The organism is Pseudoalteromonas sp. MER144-MNA-CIBAN-0113 (assembly GCF_040308965.1).
GTDB classification, from domain to species: domain Bacteria; phylum Pseudomonadota; class Gammaproteobacteria; order Enterobacterales; family Alteromonadaceae; genus Pseudoalteromonas; species Pseudoalteromonas tetraodonis.
The window spans coordinates 1-24381 of the sequence record NZ_JBEOOG010000062.1; the positions used below are offsets into that span (position 1 = coordinate 1).

Genomic DNA, 24381 nt, shown 5'->3' on the forward strand with positions numbered 1-24381 from the left:
TTGTCAGCCTGAGCCAGACATAGAACAATTATTGCCTTGGAATATCAATATCTAGGTGATGATCACCGGACGTTTACAATGTTTGTGGATTCAGCTAATAATGGAGCTAACTGTTCTGCAACTACAAATTTACTTCTGAGTTCTGAATGCTTTTCGATAGCGTGATCTTGAAGTAGCTCATCAACGGTAATTTGTGGCTGTTTCCACGATAGCCTTAATGACTCTTCAAGGGCACATCTTATCGCTTCTAACTGGGCACCGGTAACGCCGTGGTCTTGAGCAGTAAGCATCATTAAATATGCCCTTACCTCCAGAACACCGGGTCTTGGTACATGCACAGGAATTTGAATAAGCTTGTCCAAATAATCAGTTTGATGTCGTTGAGATGCACCTTTGTGATATTCCGGCACTGCCAAGCGGATCATGTCTTCATCGGCGGCAATAACAAATGCAGTATTTGGTAGAAATAGAAATAATCTGATCGCCTCAAGTGTTGAAATCGCATTAAATGGAGAACAGCGATCTAAATTATCGACATAAACAATAAGTGGTTTATCAAACTCCTTTAGCAGATCTGAATATGCCTTTCGGAATTCTTTAATTTCTTTAGGGGGTGAAAATGATGTCTTATCTTTGATTAGACCTTTGTTTTTCCTAGCAACATCTTTAGCACCGTCTACAGCATCCTTTACATCACCAACATCCAGTTCACCATCATCACCACCACTGAATAATCCCATAAATTTCTGTATACCACCCATAGTTGGTATGCCCGCTAATGCTGCACCACCATCCATTAGCAGCCCCATCAGTCTGATCTTATCTATTCGTCCAGCAAACTCTTTTGCTTTTGCACTTAGGTTTTTATCGTCTGCTGCTTTTTTAACTAAAGTAGATGCTATTGTTTCTAATAGCGCAGCTTTAGCATCATCGTACCCTTGGAAAGTCCATGCATCAAAATGTACTTGGATATATTCTTGCTCATCAGTTTCCAAAGATGCTTTGGTAAGTTCAAGAATAGTCGACTTTCCTGCGCCCCAATCACCAAAGACACCGACGCTAATAGGCATTAATTCCTTTTCTGTTATAAGATCTTTAATCGACTCTGCCGTTTCATTAAAGTTTAAAAAGTCTATTTTTGATTCTTTATCAGACCACATAAATTTTCCTTTTTATTTGTTGTTCTTCTGTTCCATTCTGGCAATTGTTCGATGAACCGTTGGTCGGCTAACTTCAAACTTACGTGATAAAGTAGAGACACTCTCACCATTTAGCTTGGCCTTATACAAGTCCTTTGCTTGCTTATCAGACAATGCGGGCAACCTGCCCATATGCTTGCCTTTAGCCTTCGCTTCTTCACGACCTTCGGCTGTTCTTGCTTTTATTAAATCCCGCTCAAGCTGAGCGAATACTCCACATAGGTTGATCATGGCAGTGGCAAACGGATTATCATTTTTGGTATTGAGAGAGCCGTCGATAATATTCAAACAAGCACCTTTCTTATGGATGCTTTCAATTGCCTCAAGAATAGATTTTAACGACCGTCCCAAACGGTCGAGGCGAGTAACAATAACTTCATCACCTTCCCTAATAAAGTCGATGAGTTCCTAAAGCTTTTCTTCATTTCGAATCGAAGCACCAGACTGTTTGCCTTGGAATATTTTTTCACAGCCCTGAGCGTCCAACTTGGACAGTTGAACATTTAAATCTTGTTCTTTAGTTGAAACTCTTGCAAAACCAACTTTCATATATACGAAACCTGTAACTTTCGCACACCTTAACAATTAAATGAACGAAAGTATATTAAATAAATTTCGTACATGAACGTAATAAAAAATAGAAATTCGTACACTACGGATAGAAAATGAATGACAATTCTAACTATAAAGTGACTTAATTATTTCACACGCTTCACTTGTACACGAGCTTGCCATTTGTTGAAGCTCAGCTTGTAGTGCTTTGAGTTCTCCCATTAGATTGTTAACTAAAGCCAATTTAGCCTGTGTCTATCATAAGTTCAAAACTTAAACTTTAGATATAAGCTGAAATTGAGTCAATCGTATTACAAATACTCTTATTGATACTGGCTCATTACTTGCACTTTTTCGAGAACATGACCACATGTAGAGAATAATAGGCTAACAGTGGGAAATATTTACACTATCAATGTAAGGATTACTTATGAAATACTCAAGATTTGCTGCAATGATCATCACCTCAACCATTGCTATGTTTGTCATGATGTATCTCAACACTTACGCAGTATCACATATATGGTTTAGTGAAACGCGTATCTATATGGCGTTGTATATGGGAGCAGGTATGGCAATGATCATGCTGGCCTTTATGCTTGGCATGTACAGTAACAAGAAGCTCAACATGGCTATTTTTCTATTGGCGACAATACTGTTTGCCATATGTCTTTATCTTGTTCGCTCTCAAAGCACAATTTCTGACACTGCTTACATGAAAGCGATGATTCCTCATCACTCCATTGCTATTCTTACTAGTGAGCATTCAACTTTGGAGGATGTACGCGTGCGTGAATTGGCAAATGGTATTATTAAAGCCCAACGAAAAGAAATAAAAGAAATGGAATGGCTGATTAAAGATATTTCTGAAAATGGAAAGGTCAGCTCACAAGCTCAGGCTGAGCAACGACCGCTCCCAAAGTTTGAAGGCACACTGAACAAAGGAGACTAAGATGACTAAGACAGCTACCCTGTACAGAATGGTCACTGACGAACATATCTGCCCCTATGGTTTAAGGTCGAAAGATTTGCTGGAGAGGCAAGGGTATGATGTAGAAGATCATAAGCTCACGTCAAGACAACAAGCTGATGACTTCAAAGCTAAGCATGATGTCAAAACTACGCCACAAACCTTTATTGAAGGAAAGCGTGTCGGAGGATACGATGACTTAAGAGAGTATTTTGGTAAAGATGAAGCAGGTCAAACTGGCACAACCTACACGCCCGTTGTAGCCATTTTCTCGATAGCTGCACTTCTTGCTGTCGCATCTCAACATTTTGCTTCCGGCTCATTTATCTCCATCAGAACACTGATGCTATTTATAGCTTTTTCAATGACGCTCTTAGCGGTGCAAAAACTGAAAGACCTATACAGTTTCACAAATTCGTTTATTACTTATGATTTACTAGCGATGAGATGGATAAGATATGGTTATATTTATCCCTTCATTGAAGCATATGCAGGTATTGGTATGGTTGCCCAACTACAGCCTCTCGCAGTGGCACCATTTTCATTGTTTATCGGCACAGTTGGAGCAATTTCAGTTTTCAAAGCCGTTTACATCGACAAACGCCAGTTAAAGTGTGCCTGTGTAGGCGGCGATAGCAGTGTGCCACTTGGATTTGTATCGCTATCTGAAAACTTATTTATGATCGCGGGAGCATTGATTATGCTGCTGATGTAAAGGTATAGCTCTATTCGGCGGCCCCTTAACTGTTAAGATTAGACCTAGGATGCCAGCCCATACCTTTCTAATTCATATGTAACATTTTTTCTGTCGTACTGGCATCAAGATAACCAGAACTGAGCAAGCAATCTCAAAGGTTGTACAAAATAACACTAAAGTTTTTTCATTAAGTTTTATTGTTGTGCTCTTGTGGTGGCTTTCGCCACCACTTTATTAGTTTTCAAGTTCCACCATATCTTTCGCTGCAATGTCACCAGACACTAGCTTTACAGTTGCGAAATGATCATTCACAATTTTAGTAATTTGTACCGTTCCTACCTTTTCGATAGTGTAGGGATCTTCACCTTCACTCAATACTATTCTTTCATGGAATCTAATAACACTGTATTTTTGCCCAACCTCTGCGCCATGCTTAGCACCAATACAGATTAGAGTTCGATTATCAGAACTTTCTACTACCTGACCTCTCACCATGTATTTATGATAAAAAGTGGTATTGGAACAACCCACTAAATATAAACCGAATGTAAGCAATAAAAGAGCTTTTATATAGGGTGTTTTCATCACTGTTACCTCATTTGACTAACTAATTATCTATACACTTTTTTATGAATTCATTTGTTTTTCCGGCCAGCCCCCGAAGGTGCTTGATGACAACTCCAAGGCTTATGAACAGAGTTATCTTTGATGTTCTGATCAACAAATTTATAGTAACTTTCTTTAGTATGTGTCCACCAATCATTATGAACATCTGCGCCATACTTACGGATTACCTCCTCAATCCCATCAAGGCTTACGTTTGCGGCATCATAGGCAAGGTGTATTTCACCTTCTTTGATGTTGTAACTAACTTCATCTATACCAAAAAGCTGATCTATTTCTTTTACTAACTCGTCACAGCTTTCTTCTGTGACATTGCTAAGCTTTAGATTTCGAACAACTAAATTCTGCTCTCTAACGCCAACTCTATGATTTAAATCGCTCATAATTTTTCTCCTAATGTTTGTGTGAATGCTGTTGATTGCTATCTTTAATTTCTTCCATTTTCCGGTTCATCTGCGGCATCATGTTTTCCATCATTTCCAGATGATGTTCAGCCATTGCAATTTGTTTATGTATAGGTTTGTCTTCCATATCTCGATGCATGATCTGCATAATTTTCATCATTGAACGTCTATGTTTATGCATCATTCTTTTTTGCTTTTCAGGATCTTGTTCAGATTTAATTGCTAAAACTTCTTTTTTCATTTCCATCATCTTTTTATGCATTTTTTCCATATTTTCATGCGACATTGCCATGCCTTGATGCATATCAGCTTTGTTCGCACCTTCATGTTTATGCTCATTGTTTTGGGCAAATGAGCTAGTGGTTATCAGTAGTGAACTAATAAATAAAATTGATTTAGTTAACGTTTTCATGATTTTTACCTTCTACACTTTTATTAAAATTTGGGATCCAACTTGGTGTCGATTCCATATACCTGTGGTACTCCGAACCAAACTCAGCAATCGCTTGTGCTTCTTCGCGTTTCGCTAGCTTGACGTAAACAACGACTAAGATCGGAAACATCGCAAGTGTTGGGATTGTCGGCCACTGCAATAAAAAGCCGAACATGATTAGAATGAAAGCTACATACTGTGGGTGGCGACACCTTGCATACCATCCAGTTGTAGCCAATTGATGATGTTTTTGCGCGTGATGCAATACATTCCATGCTGAAGACAACATAAAGAAACCTGCAACAATAAACACCATACTCACTATATGAAATGGGTCCCAATGGGCATCACCTTGAAATCCAAAGAAAGTATGTAATAAATGCCCATTCTCATGCGCAAAGAAATTTACTTCTGGATAGGTCTCCGTCAGCCACCCCGACAGAAAATAGATAGTTAAAGGAAAGCCATACATTTCAGTAAATAGGGCAACAATAAAGGCAGAGAACACGCTTAGACTTCTCCAATCAGTTGATGTTTTTGGTTTGACAAAACTAAAGGCAAAAAAGATAAAAATTGCTGAGTTCAGTATCACCATTGACCATAAGCCATAATCATATGTTTCATTCATCACTGCTCTCCTTTTTATGTGATTCCTTACGTGCCTTTTCTAACCCTTGTATGTAGCCATCGTGATAGGCTGCATTTTTATCCGTGAGTTCTTAAGAGCTCTCTTCCTTTTTTTCATCAGGCGCATGTGAATGATCGTGACCATGTTTACCATGACTGCCATGCATAAATACGTGCATCAAGGGGCATAGCAATAAAATCAAGTAGGGAAGAAATTGCAGCATATGTTGACCATGCTCAAGCACTAAGAAGTAGGTCACTGCGGCAATAAGTGCCAGTGCAGCCCAGCCTGTAGGTGTTGACCAAAAATTAGGGTGTTGATTTTTCATATTGCCCTCCTAAACGACTTTTAAGACACCGCGATACATTTGCATCTGACAGTGAAACTCATGCTCTCCCGGTGATAAGTTCAATAGGGTAATTTGAGTAATTTCATTTAATTTAAGCTGTTCGCTTATATCCAATGAAGGAATAAGCATTGTTTCAGCGCAGGGGGATTGATCTTTGCGCATAAACTTCAGAGTGACAGGTTGGCTAGCAGACACCTGAATTGAGGATGGGGAATACACACCATCCCTCACTTCAATGAGTACTTCATTACCTTGAACGATTGTTTTATTGGGTTTATATAGCCAAAACCACCAAACAATCAGCGCGATTAACATTAAGCCTAATAAGTTAATAACCATCATTGTGATTCTCCTTAATGCTCTTTTGCTTTAAAAAAGCGAAGTCGATTTGCATTTGACACTACAGTCAATGACGAAAACGCCATTGCAGCACCTGCAATTACAGGGCTAAGCAGAATGCCAAAGAAGGGATATAGAACCCCCGCAGCAAAAGGAATCCCGGCTACGTTATAGACAAACGCGCCAAACAAGTTTTGTTTGATATTTCGTAAAGTAGCTTTGCTTACCGCTATGGCATCAGCAAGGCCATGAAGTGAACCACGCATTAGGGTAATGTCAGCACTTTCGATAGCTACATCAGTCCCTGTGCCTATGGCGAAGCCAACATCGGCTAACGCTAGCGCAGGAGCATCGTTGATGCCATCTCCTGTCATACCAACAATTTCGCCGCCTTCTTGTAGCTCTTTCACCTTGTTGGCTTTATCTTCTGGCAGCACTTCAGCAAGAAACTCACTAATACCCACTTTTTTAGCTACGGCGGCAGCGGTTTCCTTGTTATCACCCGTTAACATGATGACGCGTATACCATTAGCCTGAAGCCGTTTGATAGCAGAGATTGAGTCTGACTTGATAGGATCTGCAACAGCAATGATTGCTGCAAGTTCACCATCTACAGCAAAGTACATAGGTGTTTTGGCTTCTTTGGCTAAAGACTGTGCTTGTTCAACAAAGCCTGTGAGGTCTATGCCTTTTAACTTCATTAGTTTATCGTTTCCGAAAAGCAGGGCTTTGTTGTTGCAGCTTGCTTCTACACCAAAACCCGTAATGGCGTTAAAGGCTTCAATTTTTAGTAACTCAATATCCTGATCTAACGCACTTTCAACAATCGCTTGCGCTAAAGGATGCTCTGAGCCGCTTTCTAAACTTGCTGCAAGCTGTAGTACGTCTTTTTCGTCAGTAGCTTTTGCTAAAATAATATCGGTTACCTTAGGTGCCCCTTCAGTAATAGTGCCCGTTTTATCTAAAATCATGGCAGTGATTTTAGAGGCGGTTTGCAGTGCCTCACCGTTGCGAATAAGCACTCCGGCTTCTGCTGCTTTTCCTACTCCCACCATGACAGACATGGGTGTTGCCAAACCTAAAGCACACGGGCAGGCAATAATAAGCACAGTAGTTGCTGAAACGATGGCAAAAGCAATGGCTGGCTCAGGTCCAAAGTTAAGCCATGCTAGCGCACTTAACACAGAGGTAATCATCACGACAGGTACGAAAAAAGCTGAAATAACATCGGCCAAACGGCCAATCGGCGGTTTTGAATTTTGTGCTCGTTTCACCATATTGATGATCTGTGCAAGCGCCGTGTCTTTACCAACGCGTGTGGCTCTAAATAAAATCATGCCTGATTTGTTCAAAGTACCTGCGACAACCTCATCTTCTTCAGCTTTTTCAGCAGGCATAGGTTCGCCTGTCAGCATGGACTCATCAATAGAGGTGTGTCCTTCCAATACCACGCCATCGACGGGAATTTTTTCACCCGGTTTTACCTTCACAATATCGTTAAATAAAACCTGCTCAATACCTATCTGAACTTCTTTGTTGTCACGAACCACGGTTGCTGTTTTGGCTTGCAAGCCGATAAGACGTTTAATGGCCTCAGAGGTTTTACCTCTGGCTTTGATTTCTAATGCTAAACCTAAATCAATTAAGCCAATGATCATGGCGGTAGCTTCAAAATAAACATGCCGTGCCATCAATGGAACAGCGTCAGGTGCAAACACGACAACCATCGAATACAACCAAGCCGTGCCTGTTCCTAAAGCAATTAGGGTGTCCATATTGGCTGAATGATTTTTGAAGCTCTTCCATGCTCCTACATAGAAATGCTTGCCTGAAAAATACATAACACCAAAAGTTAAAATGCCTACAACCAACCAAGAAATTCGTTCAAGGTTTGTTTCAACCGTCATTTCTCCAACTACAATGCTGTAGATCATCAAAGGAACGCCGAGTGAAAGGGCAATAAACGTATCGCGCATTAGCTTTTTGTAATATGCAAAATCCGCCGCCTCTTTCTCATCAAGCGCATCTGTTGCTGAGCTATCATCAATTGGCTTCGCGTTATACCCCACAGACTCAACAGCTTTGACCAATTCTTCTGTCTTAGCTGTCCCAGAAACTGTTACAGTCCTATCAGCAAAATTCATTTCCGCACTGACGACTCCAAGAGTTGCATTTAATGCCCCTTCAATTTTGCCTACACAGCTAGCACACCCAGCGCCTTCAATGATAAGCTGTTGGTTATGTGATACTTTCTCCAACGTATTCTCCTTACTTTTACACGAAGAGGATTGAGCTTTTGCCTGACAGCAACAGCCTGATTCAGTTTTTATATTTGTGTTAGTAGCCACCCTTTTTCCTCCTATGTTTTTTTAATTTGCTCAAAGTTTTCGATGAGATGACAAACCATGTTTGCAGTCGGTGCTTTGTCTTCCATTTCTTCCCATCGAGAAAGCGCAGAAGACATTTTTCCTCGAAGTGCCAACATTGCTTGAAACTGTTTTTCTGTTTCTTCGAGCCGCTCTTTGATCAGGCTTCTGACTAATGGGCACGCACTTTTACCATCTTCAGATTCATTAATAATTTCCTTGATATCTACAACGGAAAAACCAAGGTTTCTGGCACTTAAAATGAATTTAAGTCTCGATACTTCTTTATTCGAGTATGACTTGTAGCCGTTCACTGACTTGGCAGGTTTTAACAGTCCCAATCGCGAGTAATAGCGCACCGTATCAGCAGTCGTTCCAAGGCTTTTTGCCAGCTCTGCAACTTTCATGTTCACTCCTTAGTTCTTCACCTAAGTTTGTAATCTCACCTACAGCTTAGACCTGTGTCTAAGACACAGGTCAAGTGATTATTCGTGATTAATAATGCAAAAGCTAAAAACTAATTTTTTGGTAAAAGAGAAATCTCGGTCAAAATCGACAGTATTAATTACTGTAAATGGCAATAACTTGAGCATTTTCATAGTGCCTTCAAAATATCGTACTAATCGTTCAAAACAATTGATTATTTAAATCAATGAATAAGTCATTCTATTTTTGATGGGAGTGGCGAAAAAAAGACGCACTGATCCTGTGATTAGCCAATAATTGGTGGACGATAAAGTAAGAGATGGATACCAGATTTTGGTAGGGGTGTACGCTGTAGAATTAGCTCAGAATGAATATTGCAAATACCTTCGTCTTGCGCTTCCACAAGATAGGCATTTAAATGAAAGCTTGTACAAAAACCGCCTTCACAACAAACACAATCACCAGCTTTACATTTTTCACAGTCTTCATCACCATGACGGTTTTTAGAATCTTGCGAATTTTCAGTGTGATAGTGACTATTGTCAATCATTGATTGATGATGCATATTTTTGCTTGGTTGTATAATATGCGTGTCGGATGAGCCATTATGATGCTCTTCACAATTCATTGGTTTAGCAATCGCAAAGCCATGCTGCGTAAGCAACACAGTTATTATTACTATTTTAAACCACCTGAAAAGTCCAAACATTATCATTCCTTCTTTAGCACCTACAATATTAGCCACTTTATAAAAATAATTTTATGATCTTGATCAACCTTTGAACTAAAACCTACGTTCTAACCTAGCCCTTAAAGTCTGCTTCAAAACATTTTATACACACTTTTAATATACGAATTACTCTAGTACTGCTGAGTTTACTAGCACCATAGAACTTTTAAAAACAACAGCAAAGCCACCATTCATAGCCACACTAATCAGCGCTTGGTCTTCAAAAATTATGCTGCCTAGCTTGTAGTCATGTTTGAAATCGGCCACCTCTAATTGGCTGACAATAAAAAGCTCTTCATAAATTGTTATTAAGATGCCAAAATGCCCATATTGACGTATTGCTTGCCTAAATTGTTGAGTATCATTGAGCCACGACATGATTCTCCTTTCTATACTAGGTTGCTTCCAATAAGTAGCTAATCGTTTTTGTTGTGGCGTAGCACTCTCATAGATAGTTTCGAGATCATTTAACAAGGTTTGCAGTAAAGATTCCGCAAGTAAGCTTGACTTCACCATTAAGGAGGAAATGGATTCATTTTGTCCTACTTCAAATTGTTCTTGGAGTAAGATATCTCCGCCATCAAGCATATATGTGATTTTGTGTATGCTTACACCTGCAAATTCTGGTAGATCCACAATGTAAGTTAATGGCGTAGGGCCTCTACCTTTAGGTAAAAGTGAGGGATGAATATTAAAGGCATATTTTATATCTGTTATGGGCAGTCTATATCCATAGTCAGCAACGACAAAAAGAGTTACTCCAGATTTTATATATTCATCAAGTTCTTCTTTAGTCGGTCTTAAAGAATGTGTCATTATCTTATGTATGCCACAAATTCGTTTAACGATACTTGCGTTTTCCTCTACATCATTAATATAAACAGCTTCAACACTAAAGCCTTGGTTAACCATAAATGTTAAACAGTTTGAAAAGAGATTATTTCCGAAATAGAGGACTTTCATATTCAATTGATCCATTCGATAGCGCTAAAGCCAGCAAAAAGCAAAGGTTGGTGAAGTAAATAAATCAGTAAAGAGTGTTGACTAAGCAATGTCAAATAAGGGTTTATCGCATGTTGATTGGCGGGAGCCAGACGAAAGATTCGGAAATTTGCAGCCCAGATACCGAGCAAGGGCAAAGCCAACCAAGGAAAAAGAGTAACCAAGTCACTAGGATGTTTTGAAATATATTGTTCAATATAGCTAAAAGGCCAATTCCACGGTATTTCTATCGCTATGTATGCGCTAAAAATAAATAAAGATAGCAGCAAAGCAAGTTTAGGTTTCCCCACCAACCAAACTAATAGAAGTGTTGCAACTGCTATGAAGTGTAAAATACCAAAGTAAATCCAATGTTCTGGCAAGGTAAATAGTGAGGATAAAGTCACTAGTAACGCAGCACTAGATATCTTAACCGTTCGCCAAGCTAATTTCTTCGCTGATATACCACCTTGATAGGAATAAACCAGACTGGCACCAACAGAAAACAAGAACAAACTTACAATTATTGCTCTTAGCTCTTTCCAGAAAAAGCCGTTAGGTATGTCTGTTCTAATATAACCAAAATAGTTTAAATCCCAGACAAAATGAAAAGCTACCATCAATATAATTGCGGTAGCTCTCATTAAATCAATGTAGTTATTTCTTCGTATTAAAACCAAAATCTTAAACCGGCAACAAACTCAGTATCGTTGCTGCTCTGCTCGTTTAGCTTGGCGTAATCTGCTGTGCTACCAAATTTATTAGTCCACTCTACACCTACATAAGGTGCAAATTGGCGAGTAAATTCATAACGAACCCTAACGCCAATAGCAGTACTAGATAGCCCACTGCCTAGCTCATTTTGTTCATCGTCTTTACCATAAAATGTTATTTCAGCACGAGGCTGTATAATGAGCCTTTGTGTTAAAAGCAGCTCATATTCAGCTTGTGCTGTAAATGCTGTATTGCCGCTCTCACCTACATACGCTGTCATATCAAGCTCAAACCAATAAGGTGCTAAGCCTTGAATACCAAACGCTAACCATTGACGGTTTTTGCCTTCTTTATAATAATCGTAGCGAATACCGACTTGCGTATCCCAATAAGCCGAAATTGCATGACCCCATAAAATATCAGTTTGATTTTCTTCAAGCTTGCCATAACTAACATCGCCCTCGGTTTTTATCACTAATCGATTAAAGGTGGTGCCGTACCAAGCTTGTAAATCGAAAACAGCAGCATCGGCTTGTTCGTTATACTCAAGGCGATCACCTAAAATAGCGTAAAACTTATACTCATCTGCAAGGGTTAAGCGCTCGCCATCTGCTAAAGCATATGGCCCTTGCGTTAAGGTTGTGCCATTAGCATAAGCGTGTGGATCGCGAGCATTTTTAGGGGCATCGCCGCCTTGCGGCTGCATTTTATCGCCCGCCATATCGCCAGACATGTCGCCCATTTCAGTTTGAGCAAACACATTCAGGCTCAATAACGGTGCGCTAATTAATAGTGCACTAGTAAGTACTGTTGATAAGGTTAAATTTCTCATGATACAACCACCTCTCTAAACATACCTGCATCCATATGAAACAGTAAATGACAATGCCAAGCCCAACGACCAAGATCATGTGGCGTAGTTAAAAAGCTAATTCTTTGGGCGGGCTGTACCATTATGGTATGGCGGCGAACTAACACATCGCCTTGATCGTTCTCCAAGTCGCTCCACATACCATGTAAATGCATAGGGTGTGTCATCATGGTATCGTTTTGTAAAATAACTCGTACCCGCTGATTATGCTTCATATGCACAGGGGTACTTTTACCAAACTCTAAGCCATCAAAAGACCAGCTGTAGCGTTCCATGTTGCCGGTTAAATGCAGCTCAATTTCGGCTTCGGGTGCTTGGTGGTCAACTATGCCATCAAGAGAGCGTAAATCTGCAAGTGTTAAAACTCGACGGCCGTTATTGCGCAGCCCAACACCAGGATCGTCTAAGTTTGTGCGTGGCGTATCAACGCGCTGATCAATTGAGGCGCCATATTCTGTTTTAGCGTGGCGAACTTTCTGACTTGGAACAGCCAGTGGGTTTTTACCCATATTATGCTTACTATGGTCCATTGCCATTGCACCGTGGTCCATTGTGCTATGATCCATTGCCCCCTGATCCATACTGGTTTTGTCCATGCTAGCGTGGCCCATAGCGCTGTGATCCATTCCAGGCATAGCAGAGTGATCCATATTGCCCATCATATCCCGCATTGCTAACCACTCAACTGGGTCAAGTGCAGGCACTGGCGCATCAATATTAGCAGCGACAGACAAAGTCCCTTTGGCATAACCTGAGCGGTCCATGCTTTGTGCAAAAATTGTGTATGCGTCATTTTTAGGCTCAACAACCACATCGTAGGTTTCACCTGGACCAAAGCGAAACTCATCTACGGTAACGGGTTCAACATTTTGTCCATCTGCTTGTACCACAGTTAATTTTAACTCTGGGATACGTACATCAAAAAAGGTGTTACTTGAGCCATTAATAAATCTTAAACGTACTTTTTCGCCCGCTTTAAACAGCCCACGCCAATTAGCCATTGGCGCAGTACCATTCATTAAATAGGTCATTGCCGAAGCCGATAAATCAGCTAAATCGGTTGGACTCATTCGCATCTGGTTCCACATTTCACGTCGTTGAAGTGCATTAGCAACGCCGCTTGTTGCTATGTCATCAAAAAACTCAGGTACAGTGGGCTGATTAAAGTTAAACACATCCCCCTGAATTTTTAATTTACGGAATAACTCCATAGGATCATCATCAGTCCAATCAGACAATAGGATGACATGCTCATTGTCAGCACTAATAATATCCTTTTCTCTTGGCTCAATAATTAATGCGCCGTACATACCTGTCATTTCTTGAAAGCCACTGTGTGAGTGATACCAATAAGTACCGCTTTGTTGTAACTTAAATTTATAAACAAACGTTTCGCCAGGCATAATGCCTTTAAAGCTAATGCCCGGTACACCATCCATTTGATACGGAAGAATGATCCCATGCCAATGAATTGAACTCGGCACTGATAATTTATTAGTTACCCTGATAGTAACGTCATCACCTTCTCTGAGGCGCAAGGTAGGAGCTGGTATTGAGCCATTGATTGTTGTAGCCATTCTTACAACACCTGTGAAGTTTACGGGTGACTCATCTATCACTAAATCTATTACTTCTCCACTTAGTTCGGGCGCAGTACCTGTTGAAGTTCCAGCAATCAAAGATGAAGCTGCATGAAGAACACTTGGAAAAGCAGCTAATACACCGCCAGCAATTACACCTTGTACAAAGCGTCTACGTGGCGTAGAAACTTGATGTAATGGATTTTTAATTCTCATTTTGTACTCCGTTATTTAACCAATAAATTAATGTGACCAATGAATGTGCTTAATCTTCCATTCACCATTTTGCTTTTCCAGCACCATCGTTTCCATGCCTTGATAATCGCGTTCAACACCTTTATGAGTACCTGTAGTTTGACTACGCGACGCAGAGATAGCGGTATTTCCAAGTATCGTCACTTGATGTTCAAGTGTGTCGCTCTTCATCGCTGCTAAATACTTCATATCCGACAACATATGATGATGAGCATATTCATCAGCGCTCCTTTCAACGCGGCCTCCCTCGAAAATGGTGACATCATCCGCTAACTGCGCTCTAGCCTGTTTTTGATTGCCAGTTTCAAGTGCTTGATGAAATGCCAAAACAACTTTTGCGGCAGGGGTATCTATACCTTTAAACAAACCTTTGTCTTTGTTCTTATCACCATGAGCGTTTGCTGCGAAACTAAACGTCATTAATAAAACAAGTAATATATTTATTGTTTTCATTTTCATTCTCTCTTTTAGGTTTTAATTTGCAGGGCCAACAACACTAGTAAGCCCAGCCGTTACAGATAAAATGGCAAAAGCTACTACCATTTCTATCGAGATAGATTTAGATAAAGCCTCTCTGCCTTGACTATTTTTAAGTTGTGGAACGAGTATTAGTTTATGTTTAGCAGCAAGTGCCAAAATAGACACTACAAGGGCCAATTTAAACAACAGTGTTTGTCCGTAACTTGAGCTTATTAGTGCATCAAGACTTCCGACCAATTGAATCACGAGCCAGAGGCCTGCTACCAACAATAGGCTCACTGTAAAACTTGCTTGTTTGCCAAAGCTTTCCATCAGCAAATGAAGTTCTGCATAACTTAGCTGATGGCAAGCCTGTTTTAGTGGCAATAACGCCCCAAACCACCATGCCATAACGAGCACATGCAAAATAAGCAAGCCTTTTTCAATTGTGCCTAACTCAGAAATATGACCCAGTAACGTGAATGAGTATGCAAGGATTAATAAACTCAACATTAAAGCGCTTTGTTTTAAGTACGAGTTCACAGCGAGTTTGAACCTTAAAGCTAAAGCGATTATTGCGGTAACTAGCCCAAGCGCTCGAAGCAAAGCTCCAGTGCCGACAGAGGAGTCCCACATAATAGCCAACATATCAGCGTCTATCGCCCCCTGAATTCCCTCTTCTGCCATTGCACCAGTACTGGCAAAGAACCAAGTAATATTAGCGATCAAAGCCATAACTATATAAGTTCTTGTCCACGTTAAATTCGCTATTACAGCATTAGTATGAGATTCATTATTCTCAAATATTTGCCTGAAAAATGTATAACCAGCAATACAGGCAAAGCCGACGTAAAATACAATTTTAGACAGTACAATGACTGTATTCCAGATATACATTTCCATATCAATCACACCGCCTATTTTAGTGAACCATAAAGCCGAAGCTATGTTTCATTTTATGACCATCGTTACCTAAGAAGGTTACATCCACAGCATAGTTTGCAGGAGCTAATTTAGGTAGTTTCCATGTAAATTTGCTAGTAGCGACTTTAGAAGGCTCGAATCCAAATTTAAATTCTTCGCCTTGTTTATTGGCCAATGAAACTTTTACAACCCGTACCTCTTTGGTGAACACCAAAGTTAACTCTTCTGGAGGATTCATTAGCATTGCATTATCAGCAGGCACACTTTTTTCAAGATGCACATGCGCAAATACCGCACTACTAAAAACGACACTGATTACGGTTAAAAATTTAATTAGCTTTTTCATATTTACCTCTATTTTAGTTTGTTGAAATTGCTATTTATGGTTTCTTAACTTCGCTAAGCATTACTTTTTAGCTCCGCCTTAGAAAGCTCCTTATTACAGCATTAGTATGAGATTCATTATTCTCAAATATTTGCCTGAAAAATGTATAACCTGCAATACAGGCAAAGCCGACGTAAAATACAATTTTTGACAGTACAATGACTGTATTCCAGATATACATTTCCATATCAATCACACCGCCTATTTTAGTGAACCATAAAGCCGAAGCTATGTTTCATTTTATGACCATCGTTACCTAAGAAGGTTACATCCACAGCATAGTTTGCAGGAGCTAATTTAGGTAGTTTCCATGTAAATTTGCTAGTAGCGACTTTAGAAGGCTCGAATCCAAATTTAAATTCTTCGCCTTGTTTATTGGCCAATGAAACTTTTACAACCCGTACCTCTTTGTTGAACACCAAAGTTAACTCTTCTGGAGGATTCATTAGCATTGCATTATCAGCAGGCACACTTTTTTCAAGATGCACATGCGCAAATACCGCACTACTAAAAACGACACTGATTACGGTTAAAAATTTAATTAGTTTTTTCATATTTACCTCTATTTTAGTTTATTGAAATTGCTATTTATGGTTTCTTAACTTCGCTAAGCATTACTTTTTAGCTCCGCCTTAGAAAGCTCCTTGTTAAAGGCGTTTAATTCTGGCTTTTTAACGATTGAGTAAATTACTGGGAGCACAATAAGAGTGAGTAGCACAGCACTTGTCATTCCGCCTACCATAGGTGCAGCAATACGACTCATAATCTCCGAACCTGTTCCTGTACCATATAAAATGGGCATCAAGCCGATAATGATTGTTGCAACTGTCATCATTACTGGACGAACTCGTAAGCCTGCACCGTGCAATAATGCATCTTGATATGCATCATCAGAGATAGGTTCAGCTCGCTCTTCAGCTTTTTCCTTAAGCTCAGCAAGTGCCTGATTGAGATAGACCAACATTATCACACCAATCTCAACCGCTACCCCAGCTAGAGCAATAAAGCCCACGCCAACAGCCACAGAGAAGTTAAACCCTTCCAGATACATCAACCATAAGCCACCAATCATCGCCATCGGCAAGGTAACGATAATGATAGCCACCTCACTAAACGCTCTGAAGTTTAAGTAAAGTAGAATAACAATAATGGCGAGTGTTAAAGGCAATACATAGGTGAGCTTTTCTTTCGCTCTTTCCATATATTCGTATTGCCCAGCCCAAGTAATTGAATAACCTGCTGGTAGTTTTAGATTATTAGCCAAGTGTATTTTTGCACTTTCAACATAAGTACCTACGTCAACACCGTCTATATCGATAAACGTCCAGCCATTTAAACGAGCATTTTCACTCTTAATCCCCGGCGGACCGTTCTCAACTCGAATATCTGCGACATCACCTAGTGCAATGCGTTGACCACTTGGTGTTACAACAGGTAATCGTGATAGCTGCTCAGGAGAGTCTCGATAGTCTTGCGGATAGCGTAAGTTAACAGGGTAACGCTCTTGACCTTCTACCGTTTGGGTAACGTTCATACCACCAATAGCTGTAGAAACCACTTGTTGAACATCTTCGATGTTTAACCCAAAGCGACTTGCCTTATCGCGTGAAATATCAACCTTGATATATCGTCCACCTGCAACTCGCTCTGAGTAAACTGATGCTGTGCCTGTAACTTCGGGTAAAATTTGCTCTATTTGTTGGCCGATTTCCTGAATCACATCAAGCTCTGGTCCGGCGACTTTAATACCCACAGGCGTTTTTATGCCTGTTGCTAACATGTCGATTCGGGTCTTGATTGGCATAACCCAAGCATTCGTTAAGCCCGGAAACTTAACCAATTTATCAAACTCAGCTTTTAACGATTCAGTAGTCACACCCTCTCGCCACTGCTCTTGTGGCTTCAATTGAATAAAGGTTTCAATCATGGTTAAAGGTGCAGGATCGGTTGCAGTTTCAGCTCTTCCTACTTTACCAAATACAGTTTCAACTTCTGGCACAGTGCGAATAAGCTTGTCTGTTTGCTGCAATAACTCCCTTGCTTTACCAATTGAAATACCGGGATAGGTAGTAGGCATATACATGAGATCGCCTTCATCCAATGGCGGAATGAATTCACTACCAATTTTATCGACAGGCCAAAAGCCAACGATAGTCACTAATATTGCTGCTACTATTGTCGATTTTGGAAACTTCATGACTTGCTTTAAAACAGGCATGTAGATAGCAATCAATAATCGGTTTAACGGGTTTTTCTTTTCAGAAACAACTTTGCCTCGAATAAAGTAGCCCATCAAAACAGGCACCAATGTGATCGCCAAACCTGCTGATGCCGCCATTGCATAGGTTTTTGTATAGGCGAGCGGAGAGAACATTCTTCCTTCTTGCGCTTCCAAGATAAATACAGGTAAGAATGAGACTGTAATGATCAGTAAGCTAAAAAATAGTGCAGGGCCTACTTCACTCGCAGCCTTAGCAACAATTTGCCAGCGATTTTCATCTGTTAGTGGTGTTTTCTCCATATGCTTGTGCATATTTTCAATCATCACTATTGCACCATCAGTCATCGCACCAATCGCAATAGCGATACCGCCTAAAGACATAATGTTGGCATTGATGCCTTGCATATACATGATAATGAACGACACCAAGATACCTAATGGCAGAGTAATAACTGCCACAATAGATGAGCGAAGATGAAATAGGAAAGCCACACAGACAATAGCCACGACTGCAAGCTCCTCTAGCAACTTGCTCCAAAGGTTATCAACAGCACGATCTATTAACTTCGATCTGTCATAGACAGGGACAACCTCCACCCCCTCTGGTAAAGAAGATTTGAGCGACTCAAGCTTTTCTTTTACCCCATTTATGGTTTGTTGAGCATTTTCACCAAAGCGCATAACGACAACACCACCAACAACTTCGCCTTCGCCATTAAGTTCTGCGATACCACGGCGCATTTGAGGACCAAGGTTAACGTTGGCAACATCTCCAATACGCAACGGCGTGCCTTGTTCGTTAATACCAAGTGGAATTTTCTCTATATCACTAACTGATTGAATATACCCCGTTGCGGTAACCATATATTCAGCTTCAGCCATTTCCACAACGGATGCGCCAGTTTCTTTGTTCCCTTTTTGTAAGGCTATTTGTATTAAACTTAGAGGAATATCGTAAGCTCTCAATTTGTCAGGATCTACTTGCACCTGATATTGCTTAACCATACCGCCAACGGCGGAAACCTCAGACACGCCCGGAACAGTTTGTAGTTCATACTTTAAAAACCAGTCTTGAATACTTCTTAATTGGCTTAGATCATGGTTTCCTGACTTATCTGTTAAAGCGTAGATGTATACCCAACCCACTCCTGTCGCATCAGGTCCTAATTGTGGTTTTGCCGAATCAGGCAGGCTTGATGCTACTTGGCTTAAGTATTCAAGTACTCTGCTTCTAGCCCAATACAAATCAGTATCATCATCAAAAATGATATAGACGTAGGAATCACCAAAAAATGAGTAACCACGAACAGTTTGCGCTCCCGGTACTGACAACATGGCTGTAGTAAGGGGAAACGTCACTTGATCTTGCACTACTTGTGGTGCCTGTCCCGGATAGCTCGTCTTAATTATCACCTGCACATCAGAAAGATCGGGGAGTGCATCTACTGGTGTTTTTTGTAATGAATACAAACCACCAAACGCGATAATTAAGGTAATCAACAAAACAAAGAAACGATTGCCGATAGACCATCTAATAATTGATTCAATCATTATTTTTCTCCCACTTAATGATTAGAATGATCAACAGCAGCTTTATTTTCCTTGCCGTGTTGTTCATCTGATTCAAGAGAAATGTCAGTGATAACTAAGTCATCTCTAACCTCAAAAGTGAAAGTGACATTATCACCGACATTGAAATCAACCATTTCTATATTGTCCGCGACGATAAAATCCATCGTCGCAGCAGGTCTATCCCATTTATCTATTGGGCCTCGGCTAATATTTAGAACACGCGTATCAACATTAATAGAATTAATTAGACCTGATACTGTTGCAAAAGATACTTCTTCACTCATATCACCAGGCTCACTCATGATATGAATTCCAGTAATTTCATATCCACCGTCTTCGGTTTTGCTCACTTCAAAGTGCAAAGATTGACCTGACTTTAATGAGTCAATATCGACTTTTTCAGCCACAGTAAAATCCATAACCATTTCAGGCCAATCCCAAGCTTCAGCAGGGCCATGTGAAATATTAACCATGCGGTGCCCTGCCATAACACTATTAACATCCCCTTGCATCCAAACAGAGTTAGGCACTTCATCATGAGTCATTCGTTTAAAGTCAGAGCTTTTACTTGATTCAGAATCAATCAAGAATTGGGCAGATGTCACCACAACGTCATCTTCATTTAAGCCGTCTAATATTTCGATGCTGTCGATATCAACCCGGCCAATAGTCACTTCAATAGATTTAAATTGCCCATCACCTAACGCAAGTACTACTCTGTCCTGTTTACCTGTTCTAATAACGGCTTCTTTAGGCACGAGGATGGTGCTATCAGCTTGATTAGCGTGAATAGAGACTTGTGCAAACATATTTGGTTTTAATTGATAGTCTGTGTTATCAAATTTCAATCTCACTCGGAGTGTGCGTGTTTTACTGTTCAATGTTGGATAAACATAATCAACGACACCAGCCCAGTCCTCACCGGGTAAATAATCCAGTGTCATTGATACAGGAAGTCCTTTTTTAATTAAGGCTGCGTCACGTTCAAACACTTCTGCTTCAACCCAAACTTGATCTAGCTGGACAATGCTTAATAAGGTGTTTCCCGGCTTTACATAAAAACCTTCTCTAACCTTCAAACCATCGACAACACCTGCTTGTGGTGAATAAAAGGTAATTGTTTGCTGAACCTTTCGTGTCTTTTCTAGCTTTTGAACAAAGTCTGCTGAAAGCTGTAACGCTTTTAGGCGATCTTTGGCTGCTGAAATTAAAGAACTATTGTTGCGCTTTAACGCTATTAACAGCTCTTCCTGAGCATTAACTAACTGAGGAGAATATAGTGTATAAAGAGGCTGCCCTTTCTCTACAGGGTTACCTGCTGCTTTGATGTAAAGTTTATCAATCCAGCCATCAACCCGTGGGTGGATATGAATTAGCTTATCTTCATCATATTGAACATAACCTACCGTTGAGATTTCAGTATGCATATTTTTCAGTTCAACAGGTGCAGTGCGAACCCCAAGGTTATTCACTACATGAGGCGCAATTTTTACTGCTCCGGGGCCAAAGTCATCACCAGATGATCCTTCCTCATACACTGGAATTAAATCCATCCCCATAGGCGACTTACCGGGCTTGTCCCGGCGGTAATTAGAATCCATCGGTGCAACCCAATACAGAGGCTTTTTCTCTGCTGATGTTGCTTCATTACTATTACTGTTTGAGCCAGTACCTTGATATAAACTCAATGCTCCAGCACCAAGTGCTGCCCCAATGATGATGGCAATAATAGTTTTTGTATTCGTTGACATTATTTTTCTCCAAATTGCTGATTGGATAAGTGCTGATTAGTTTTGTGTGAAGTTTGCATCGACTTATGTTCAGCATTTGAGTTAGATTGAGAATGCGCAAATAAATAGTTGATACGAGCAACTGTTTTAAGTGCGTCAACATCAATTCTTAAAGCTGATATTCTGGCATTTAATTCTGCGATTCTTGCTCGAACAACTTCGGCAAAATCGCCATCATCATTTGTGTAGGCTGTCAATGACGCTTCTGCTTGGTCATGAGTTTGTTTAAGGAGTTGTTCTTGATAGATAGATTGTCTATCTGATAAGCGTTTAAGCTGTCTTAGTTCTTTTTCTAAAACACTGATCATTTGCTTTGTCAGTAATAGTTTCTCGGTTTTAATAGTCTCTGAATCTGCAATAGAAGCTGCAACTTGCTTATCTTGTCTGTTCTCGGTAAACAAGGGTAAATCAAACGTTACCCCAACAGAAAATAAATCAGCTCGGCTATCACCAGAGGGCATATTGTCGCGATAGGCATAACTAGCATTAACACCCCATTGCGGCTCATATTGCTGTTTGGCTAACTCAATTCCTTTTTCTGAAGCTTTGCGTTTTATATCAATTGCAAGTATGGCTGGGTGATTCGAAAGCTCCTGAGCCAATAGATTTCTTGAGTAATTAGATGCTTTTAGGACTGTTGGATTATTCAATTGAATCGAAGGCAATTCTTTTGAGACGCTAAACTCTAATGGTTGCGCGTCAAAGTTGAATGATTCATTCAAACGATCCGCATCGTAAATATGAAGCCACTCATTGAGACGAGCGATTGTCGTTTCTAGTTTCTGCTTTTGCGAAGTTAATCTGTCATCTAACTGCACGATTTCCAACTGAGCACGAATAACATCTTGCTGTCTAGTTTTACCAACAACGTTTGAATAGCTAGCTTTAGCCACTTCCGCCATCTGCTCAAAGAGAGACCAATCATCTTCAATCAATTTAATAGTTTGTTGGGCTAAGTAAGCATCTAACCAAAGTTGTGACACTTGGCTTTTCAACTTAGCTTTACGATCCTCTCGTAACAGTGGAAATTTCGTGGACTCAATTTGTAACTGGTCTTTCTTGATCTCTAGACTGTCGCCTCTCGGAAACATTTGAGAGACGCCAACCTTTAGCTGAGTCATTCCTTCCTGATCTAAATCCCAAGTATCTGTTGGTAAATTCATTATCCCTAGCGATACTTTCGGATCAGGCAAAGTACCTGAAGCAATACTTCTATTTTCAACTGCACTTTGTTTCAATCGGCTACCATGAAGCCAAGGATCATTTTGCTGAGCTAAGGTGATAGCTTGTTCAAGCGACACTACTTTCTCAGCTTGAGCTGAGAATACAGATAAGCCGAGTATTAATGCAGTTGAAAGTGAAGTAAGGTTTGAAGAGTTCAATTTCATTAGAATTGCTCCTCGTATGTCTTAACTTTTGCATAGACTTTGCTCGTTCCATCTTTAAATAGAATTAACACGTTGTATGGCATAAAGCGGTCATCGACTTCCATACCGGGAGAGCCAACTGGCATTGCTGGAACTGAAAGCCCAATCGCATTGGGATGTTCTTCTGATAAGAACTGCTGAATAAATTTAGCAGGTATATGACCTTCAAAGGCAAATCCATTTCTACTCACTGCCGTGTGGCATGAACGGTAATTAGGTTTGATACCATACTTAGTTTTGATGTTGCCGATGTTTCGGAAATCTTTGGAATGCGCAACGATCCCTTTGTCTTCAATATGAGTTATCCATTTTTTACAACACCCACAAGTAGGGGTTTTATAAACGATTAACTCCAAAGGTGTTACGTCGTGATTGTCTGCATGGTTATGTTCGTTGGCGTTTGCAAACGCAGGTGAAAGCAGCATTACTACTGCTATTTTTAAATACTTATTGATCATTTTTGCCCCCAGACATCGCTGGAAAATATCTATAGCGCTACGACGCTATATTGACTAACAGAAAAATTAATTACATGTGCGAGAAATTTGGACGCACTAATCCTGTATTAGGCAAAAATTGGTGGACGATAAAGGGAAGTGGAAATTGAATGAGGTTGTTTAGATTGCAGAGCAGCTACAGATTCACTGAATATTTGAATATCTGTCGAATCAATACTGGAATTTAGGACTGTCGTAGATGAGCAAGCATTTGCAGGACAAATACATTCAACGTCACAACAATCTTCTGATTGACCATTACTGCTTTTATTCATATCACCATGATCCATGTTCATGTGTGATTCGTGAGAACCTAATGACATTTCGCAAGACATAGCAGAATACGCAAATGCTTGCCCTACAAAGGCAACCAGCATAAGCGTTATTACTAAGACTTTTGAAAATGCTTTAGACATAAAATTCTCATAAAAATATACATGTCTATGCTAATACAAATTTTCGAATAAGTAAATTGATGTCATGTAAACATTTATGAATATTTGACTAACGTCAATTTTTTCAAAGAGGTAAGTGACAAATAACATGAATTAGTGTACAAATAATAATCTCATCAGACTTCTTATCTTCGCTATTCAATGGCTTTTATTTTGAGACTTAAGTTGCTCTCTCATTTCTAAAACTCGATCTGCCGAATAAGCTCCTGCTCTCATAACAACCAGTTCAACAAATGAAATATCAATTAACTTATGGTCAGCATCAATCACATAACAACTCCCACTATGTGTGTATATTTCTAACTTATCCTCATCAGCAGATTTGCTAACAATCTTTGAAGTCACGATTTGCTGAAATGGCCGAAACCTGAATGTTTCATCTTCAATAACCCCCCCTGATAAAAACTCGCCAAGAAATATTTTTTCAAATTCTTTATAGTCGTAAACAGATACTATGTCACGGCAAGATCATTATAAATTGAACTTATAGAATATGTAGTGATCAGATCAAGGCATAATAATCACCTTGGTCA

Annotated in this window: 26 protein-coding genes and 1 pseudogene; 2 read left to right on the forward strand and 25 right to left on the reverse strand. The window is 40.0% G+C overall.

Annotated elements, in window-relative coordinates:
• Positions 1-62: 62 nt before the first annotated feature.
• Together AAEY57_RS14570 and AAEY57_RS14575 are read right to left on the reverse strand one after the other, a co-directional pair.
• Positions 63-1160, reverse strand: a complete 1098-nt coding sequence (locus AAEY57_RS14570) for a KAP family P-loop NTPase fold protein (RefSeq protein ID WP_350608113.1) — start codon at positions 1158-1160, stop codon at positions 63-65.
• 12 nt (positions 1161-1172) lie between these two features.
• Positions 1173-1748: pseudogene (locus AAEY57_RS14575) on the reverse strand (recombinase family protein).
• Between the two features lie 433 nt (positions 1749-2181).
• On the opposite strand from AAEY57_RS14575, the gene AAEY57_RS14580 reads away from it, so the two are divergent.
• Together AAEY57_RS14580 and AAEY57_RS14585 are read left to right on the forward strand one after the other, a co-directional pair.
• The gene (locus AAEY57_RS14580) at positions 2182-2703 is read left to right on the forward strand and encodes a DUF305 domain-containing protein (RefSeq protein WP_008109672.1); all 522 of its coding nucleotides are present in this window, start codon (positions 2182-2184) and stop codon (positions 2701-2703) included.
• 1 nt (position 2704) lies between these two features.
• A complete protein-coding gene (locus tag AAEY57_RS14585) occupies positions 2705-3436 on the forward strand; it encodes a MauE/DoxX family redox-associated membrane protein (RefSeq protein ID WP_008109669.1) in 732 nt (243 codons plus the stop codon).
• 216 nt (positions 3437-3652) lie between these two features.
• Here the strand turns inward: AAEY57_RS14585 and AAEY57_RS14590 are convergent, their stop codons facing one another.
• From AAEY57_RS14590 to AAEY57_RS14700, 23 genes are all read right to left on the reverse strand, one after another.
• The gene (locus AAEY57_RS14590; RefSeq protein ID WP_024602002.1) at positions 3653-4003 is read right to left on the reverse strand and encodes a hypothetical protein; all 351 of its coding nucleotides are present in this window, start codon (positions 4001-4003) and stop codon (positions 3653-3655) included.
• A gap of 50 nt (positions 4004-4053) precedes the next feature.
• A complete protein-coding gene (locus AAEY57_RS14595; protein ID WP_008109666.1) occupies positions 4054-4425 on the reverse strand; it encodes a heavy-metal-associated domain-containing protein in 372 nt (123 codons plus the stop codon).
• Between the two features lie 10 nt (positions 4426-4435).
• Positions 4436-4858: a hypothetical protein gene (locus AAEY57_RS14600; RefSeq protein ID WP_008109664.1), complete on the reverse strand. Its 423-nt coding sequence runs from the start codon at positions 4856-4858 to the stop codon at positions 4436-4438.
• A complete protein-coding gene (locus AAEY57_RS14605) occupies positions 4842-5507 on the reverse strand; it encodes a methyltransferase family protein (RefSeq protein WP_008109662.1) in 666 nt (221 codons plus the stop codon). Before AAEY57_RS14605 ends, AAEY57_RS14600 begins: the two co-directional genes overlap by 17 nt.
• Before the next feature lie 91 nt (positions 5508-5598).
• Positions 5599-5835: a DUF2933 domain-containing protein gene (locus AAEY57_RS14610; protein WP_004589268.1), complete on the reverse strand. Its 237-nt coding sequence runs from the start codon at positions 5833-5835 to the stop codon at positions 5599-5601.
• Positions 5836-5844: 9 nt separating this feature from the next.
• Positions 5845-6198: a cupredoxin domain-containing protein gene (locus AAEY57_RS14615; protein ID WP_004589267.1), complete on the reverse strand. Its 354-nt coding sequence runs from the start codon at positions 6196-6198 to the stop codon at positions 5845-5847.
• Between the two features lie 11 nt (positions 6199-6209).
• Entirely contained in the window at positions 6210-8453 is a 2244-nt protein-coding gene (locus AAEY57_RS14620; RefSeq protein ID WP_008109658.1) for a heavy metal translocating P-type ATPase, read from the reverse strand.
• 101 nt (positions 8454-8554) lie between these two features.
• On the reverse strand, positions 8555-8968 hold the full coding sequence (locus tag AAEY57_RS14625; protein ID WP_008109656.1) for a MerR family transcriptional regulator: 414 nt from the start codon (positions 8966-8968) through the stop codon (positions 8555-8557).
• Positions 8969-9273: 305 nt separating this feature from the next.
• Positions 9274-9696, reverse strand: a complete 423-nt coding sequence (locus AAEY57_RS14630) for a hypothetical protein (RefSeq protein ID WP_004589264.1) — start codon at positions 9694-9696, stop codon at positions 9274-9276.
• Between the two features lie 147 nt (positions 9697-9843).
• Complete coding sequence (locus tag AAEY57_RS14635) at positions 9844-10695, reverse strand: formyltransferase family protein (protein ID WP_238529425.1); 852 nt, start codon at positions 10693-10695, stop codon at positions 9844-9846.
• The gene (locus tag AAEY57_RS14640; RefSeq protein WP_259413530.1) at positions 10683-11378 is read right to left on the reverse strand and encodes a heparan-alpha-glucosaminide N-acetyltransferase; all 696 of its coding nucleotides are present in this window, start codon (positions 11376-11378) and stop codon (positions 10683-10685) included. The genes AAEY57_RS14635 and AAEY57_RS14640 overlap by 13 nt, the downstream gene beginning before the upstream one ends.
• Positions 11369-12244, reverse strand: coding sequence for a copper resistance protein B (locus tag AAEY57_RS14645; RefSeq protein WP_008109642.1), 876 nt, complete (start codon positions 12242-12244; stop codon positions 11369-11371). The genes AAEY57_RS14640 and AAEY57_RS14645 overlap by 10 nt, the downstream gene beginning before the upstream one ends.
• On the reverse strand, positions 12241-14079 hold the full coding sequence (locus AAEY57_RS14650; protein WP_138686577.1) for a copper resistance system multicopper oxidase: 1839 nt from the start codon (positions 14077-14079) through the stop codon (positions 12241-12243). The genes AAEY57_RS14645 and AAEY57_RS14650 overlap by 4 nt, the downstream gene beginning before the upstream one ends.
• Before the next feature lie 27 nt (positions 14080-14106).
• Positions 14107-14577, reverse strand: a complete 471-nt coding sequence (locus tag AAEY57_RS14655) for a YybH family protein (RefSeq protein WP_008467847.1) — start codon at positions 14575-14577, stop codon at positions 14107-14109.
• Between the two features lie 15 nt (positions 14578-14592).
• Positions 14593-15480, reverse strand: coding sequence for a CopD family protein (locus tag AAEY57_RS14660; RefSeq protein ID WP_036934206.1), 888 nt, complete (start codon positions 15478-15480; stop codon positions 14593-14595).
• Positions 15481-15499: 19 nt separating this feature from the next.
• On the reverse strand, positions 15500-15847 hold the full coding sequence (locus tag AAEY57_RS14665; RefSeq protein WP_010558032.1) for a copper resistance CopC family protein: 348 nt from the start codon (positions 15845-15847) through the stop codon (positions 15500-15502).
• Positions 15848-16092: 245 nt separating this feature from the next.
• The gene (locus AAEY57_RS14670) at positions 16093-16440 is read right to left on the reverse strand and encodes a copper resistance CopC family protein (protein ID WP_024601764.1); all 348 of its coding nucleotides are present in this window, start codon (positions 16438-16440) and stop codon (positions 16093-16095) included.
• A 53-nt stretch (positions 16441-16493) separates the two neighbouring features.
• A complete protein-coding gene (locus tag AAEY57_RS14675) occupies positions 16494-19658 on the reverse strand; it encodes an efflux RND transporter permease subunit (protein WP_016899201.1) in 3165 nt (1054 codons plus the stop codon).
• Between the two features lie 14 nt (positions 19659-19672).
• Positions 19673-21430 carry an efflux RND transporter periplasmic adaptor subunit gene (locus AAEY57_RS14680; RefSeq protein WP_350608114.1) on the reverse strand — a complete coding sequence of 586 codons (1758 nt, stop codon included), beginning with the start codon at positions 21428-21430 and terminating at the stop codon, positions 19673-19675.
• Complete coding sequence (locus AAEY57_RS14685; RefSeq protein WP_036956659.1) at positions 21430-22857, reverse strand: TolC family protein; 1428 nt, start codon at positions 22855-22857, stop codon at positions 21430-21432. The genes AAEY57_RS14680 and AAEY57_RS14685 overlap by 1 nt, the downstream gene beginning before the upstream one ends.
• Positions 22857-23354 (reverse strand): DUF411 domain-containing protein, encoded by a 498-nt coding sequence (locus tag AAEY57_RS14690; RefSeq protein ID WP_036956660.1) that lies wholly within the window; start codon positions 23352-23354, stop codon positions 22857-22859. Before AAEY57_RS14690 ends, AAEY57_RS14685 begins: the two co-directional genes overlap by 1 nt.
• A 107-nt stretch (positions 23355-23461) precedes the next feature.
• The gene (locus tag AAEY57_RS14695) at positions 23462-23809 is read right to left on the reverse strand and encodes a hypothetical protein (protein ID WP_350608115.1); all 348 of its coding nucleotides are present in this window, start codon (positions 23807-23809) and stop codon (positions 23462-23464) included.
• A gap of 177 nt (positions 23810-23986) precedes the next feature.
• Complete coding sequence (locus AAEY57_RS14700) at positions 23987-24118, reverse strand: hypothetical protein (protein ID WP_008467834.1); 132 nt, start codon at positions 24116-24118, stop codon at positions 23987-23989.
• Between the last annotated feature and the right edge of the window lie 263 nt (positions 24119-24381).

Bases quoted from the DNA above. Each gene is read 5' to 3' on its own strand.
- AAEY57_RS14570 (WP_350608113.1), bottom strand. From the start codon at position 1,160: ATGTGGTCTGATAAAGAATCAAAAATAGACTTTTTAAACTTTAATGAA.
- AAEY57_RS14580 (WP_008109672.1), top strand. From the start codon at position 2,182: ATGAAATACTCAAGATTTGCTGCAATGATCATCACCTCAACCATTGCT.
- AAEY57_RS14585 (WP_008109669.1), top strand. From the start codon at position 2,705: ATGACTAAGACAGCTACCCTGTACAGAATGGTCACTGACGAACATATC.
- AAEY57_RS14590 (WP_024602002.1), bottom strand. From the start codon at position 4,003: ATGAAAACACCCTATATAAAAGCTCTTTTATTGCTTACATTCGGTTTA.
- AAEY57_RS14595 (WP_008109666.1), bottom strand. From the start codon at position 4,425: ATGAGCGATTTAAATCATAGAGTTGGCGTTAGAGAGCAGAATTTAGTT.
- AAEY57_RS14600 (WP_008109664.1), bottom strand. From the start codon at position 4,858: ATGAAAACGTTAACTAAATCAATTTTATTTATTAGTTCACTACTGATA.
- AAEY57_RS14605 (WP_008109662.1), bottom strand. From the start codon at position 5,507: ATGAATGAAACATATGATTATGGCTTATGGTCAATGGTGATACTGAAC.
- AAEY57_RS14610 (WP_004589268.1), bottom strand. From the start codon at position 5,835: ATGAAAAATCAACACCCTAATTTTTGGTCAACACCTACAGGCTGGGCT.
- AAEY57_RS14615 (WP_004589267.1), bottom strand. From the start codon at position 6,198: ATGATGGTTATTAACTTATTAGGCTTAATGTTAATCGCGCTGATTGTT.
- AAEY57_RS14625 (WP_008109656.1), bottom strand. From the start codon at position 8,968: ATGAAAGTTGCAGAGCTGGCAAAAAGCCTTGGAACGACTGCTGATACG.
- AAEY57_RS14630 (WP_004589264.1), bottom strand. From the start codon at position 9,696: ATGTTTGGACTTTTCAGGTGGTTTAAAATAGTAATAATAACTGTGTTG.
- AAEY57_RS14635 (WP_238529425.1), bottom strand. From the start codon at position 10,695: ATGGATCAATTGAATATGAAAGTCCTCTATTTCGGAAATAATCTCTTT.
- AAEY57_RS14645 (WP_008109642.1), bottom strand. From the start codon at position 12,244: ATGAGAAATTTAACCTTATCAACAGTACTTACTAGTGCACTATTAATT.
- AAEY57_RS14650 (WP_138686577.1), bottom strand. From the start codon at position 14,079: ATGAGAATTAAAAATCCATTACATCAAGTTTCTACGCCACGTAGACGC.
- AAEY57_RS14655 (WP_008467847.1), bottom strand. From the start codon at position 14,577: ATGAAAATGAAAACAATAAATATATTACTTGTTTTATTAATGACGTTT.
- AAEY57_RS14660 (WP_036934206.1), bottom strand. From the start codon at position 15,480: ATGGAAATGTATATCTGGAATACAGTCATTGTACTGTCTAAAATTGTA.
- AAEY57_RS14665 (WP_010558032.1), bottom strand. From the start codon at position 15,847: ATGAAAAAGCTAATTAAATTTTTAACCGTAATCAGTGTCGTTTTTAGT.
- AAEY57_RS14670 (WP_024601764.1), bottom strand. From the start codon at position 16,440: ATGAAAAAACTAATTAAATTTTTAACCGTAATCAGTGTCGTTTTTAGT.
- AAEY57_RS14675 (WP_016899201.1), bottom strand. From the start codon at position 19,658: ATGATTGAATCAATTATTAGATGGTCTATCGGCAATCGTTTCTTTGTT.
- AAEY57_RS14680 (WP_350608114.1), bottom strand. From the start codon at position 21,430: ATGTCAACGAATACAAAAACTATTATTGCCATCATCATTGGGGCAGCA.
- AAEY57_RS14685 (WP_036956659.1), bottom strand. From the start codon at position 22,857: ATGAAATTGAACTCTTCAAACCTTACTTCACTTTCAACTGCATTAATA.
- AAEY57_RS14690 (WP_036956660.1), bottom strand. From the start codon at position 23,354: ATGATCAATAAGTATTTAAAAATAGCAGTAGTAATGCTGCTTTCACCT.
- AAEY57_RS14695 (WP_350608115.1), bottom strand. From the start codon at position 23,809: ATGTCTAAAGCATTTTCAAAAGTCTTAGTAATAACGCTTATGCTGGTT.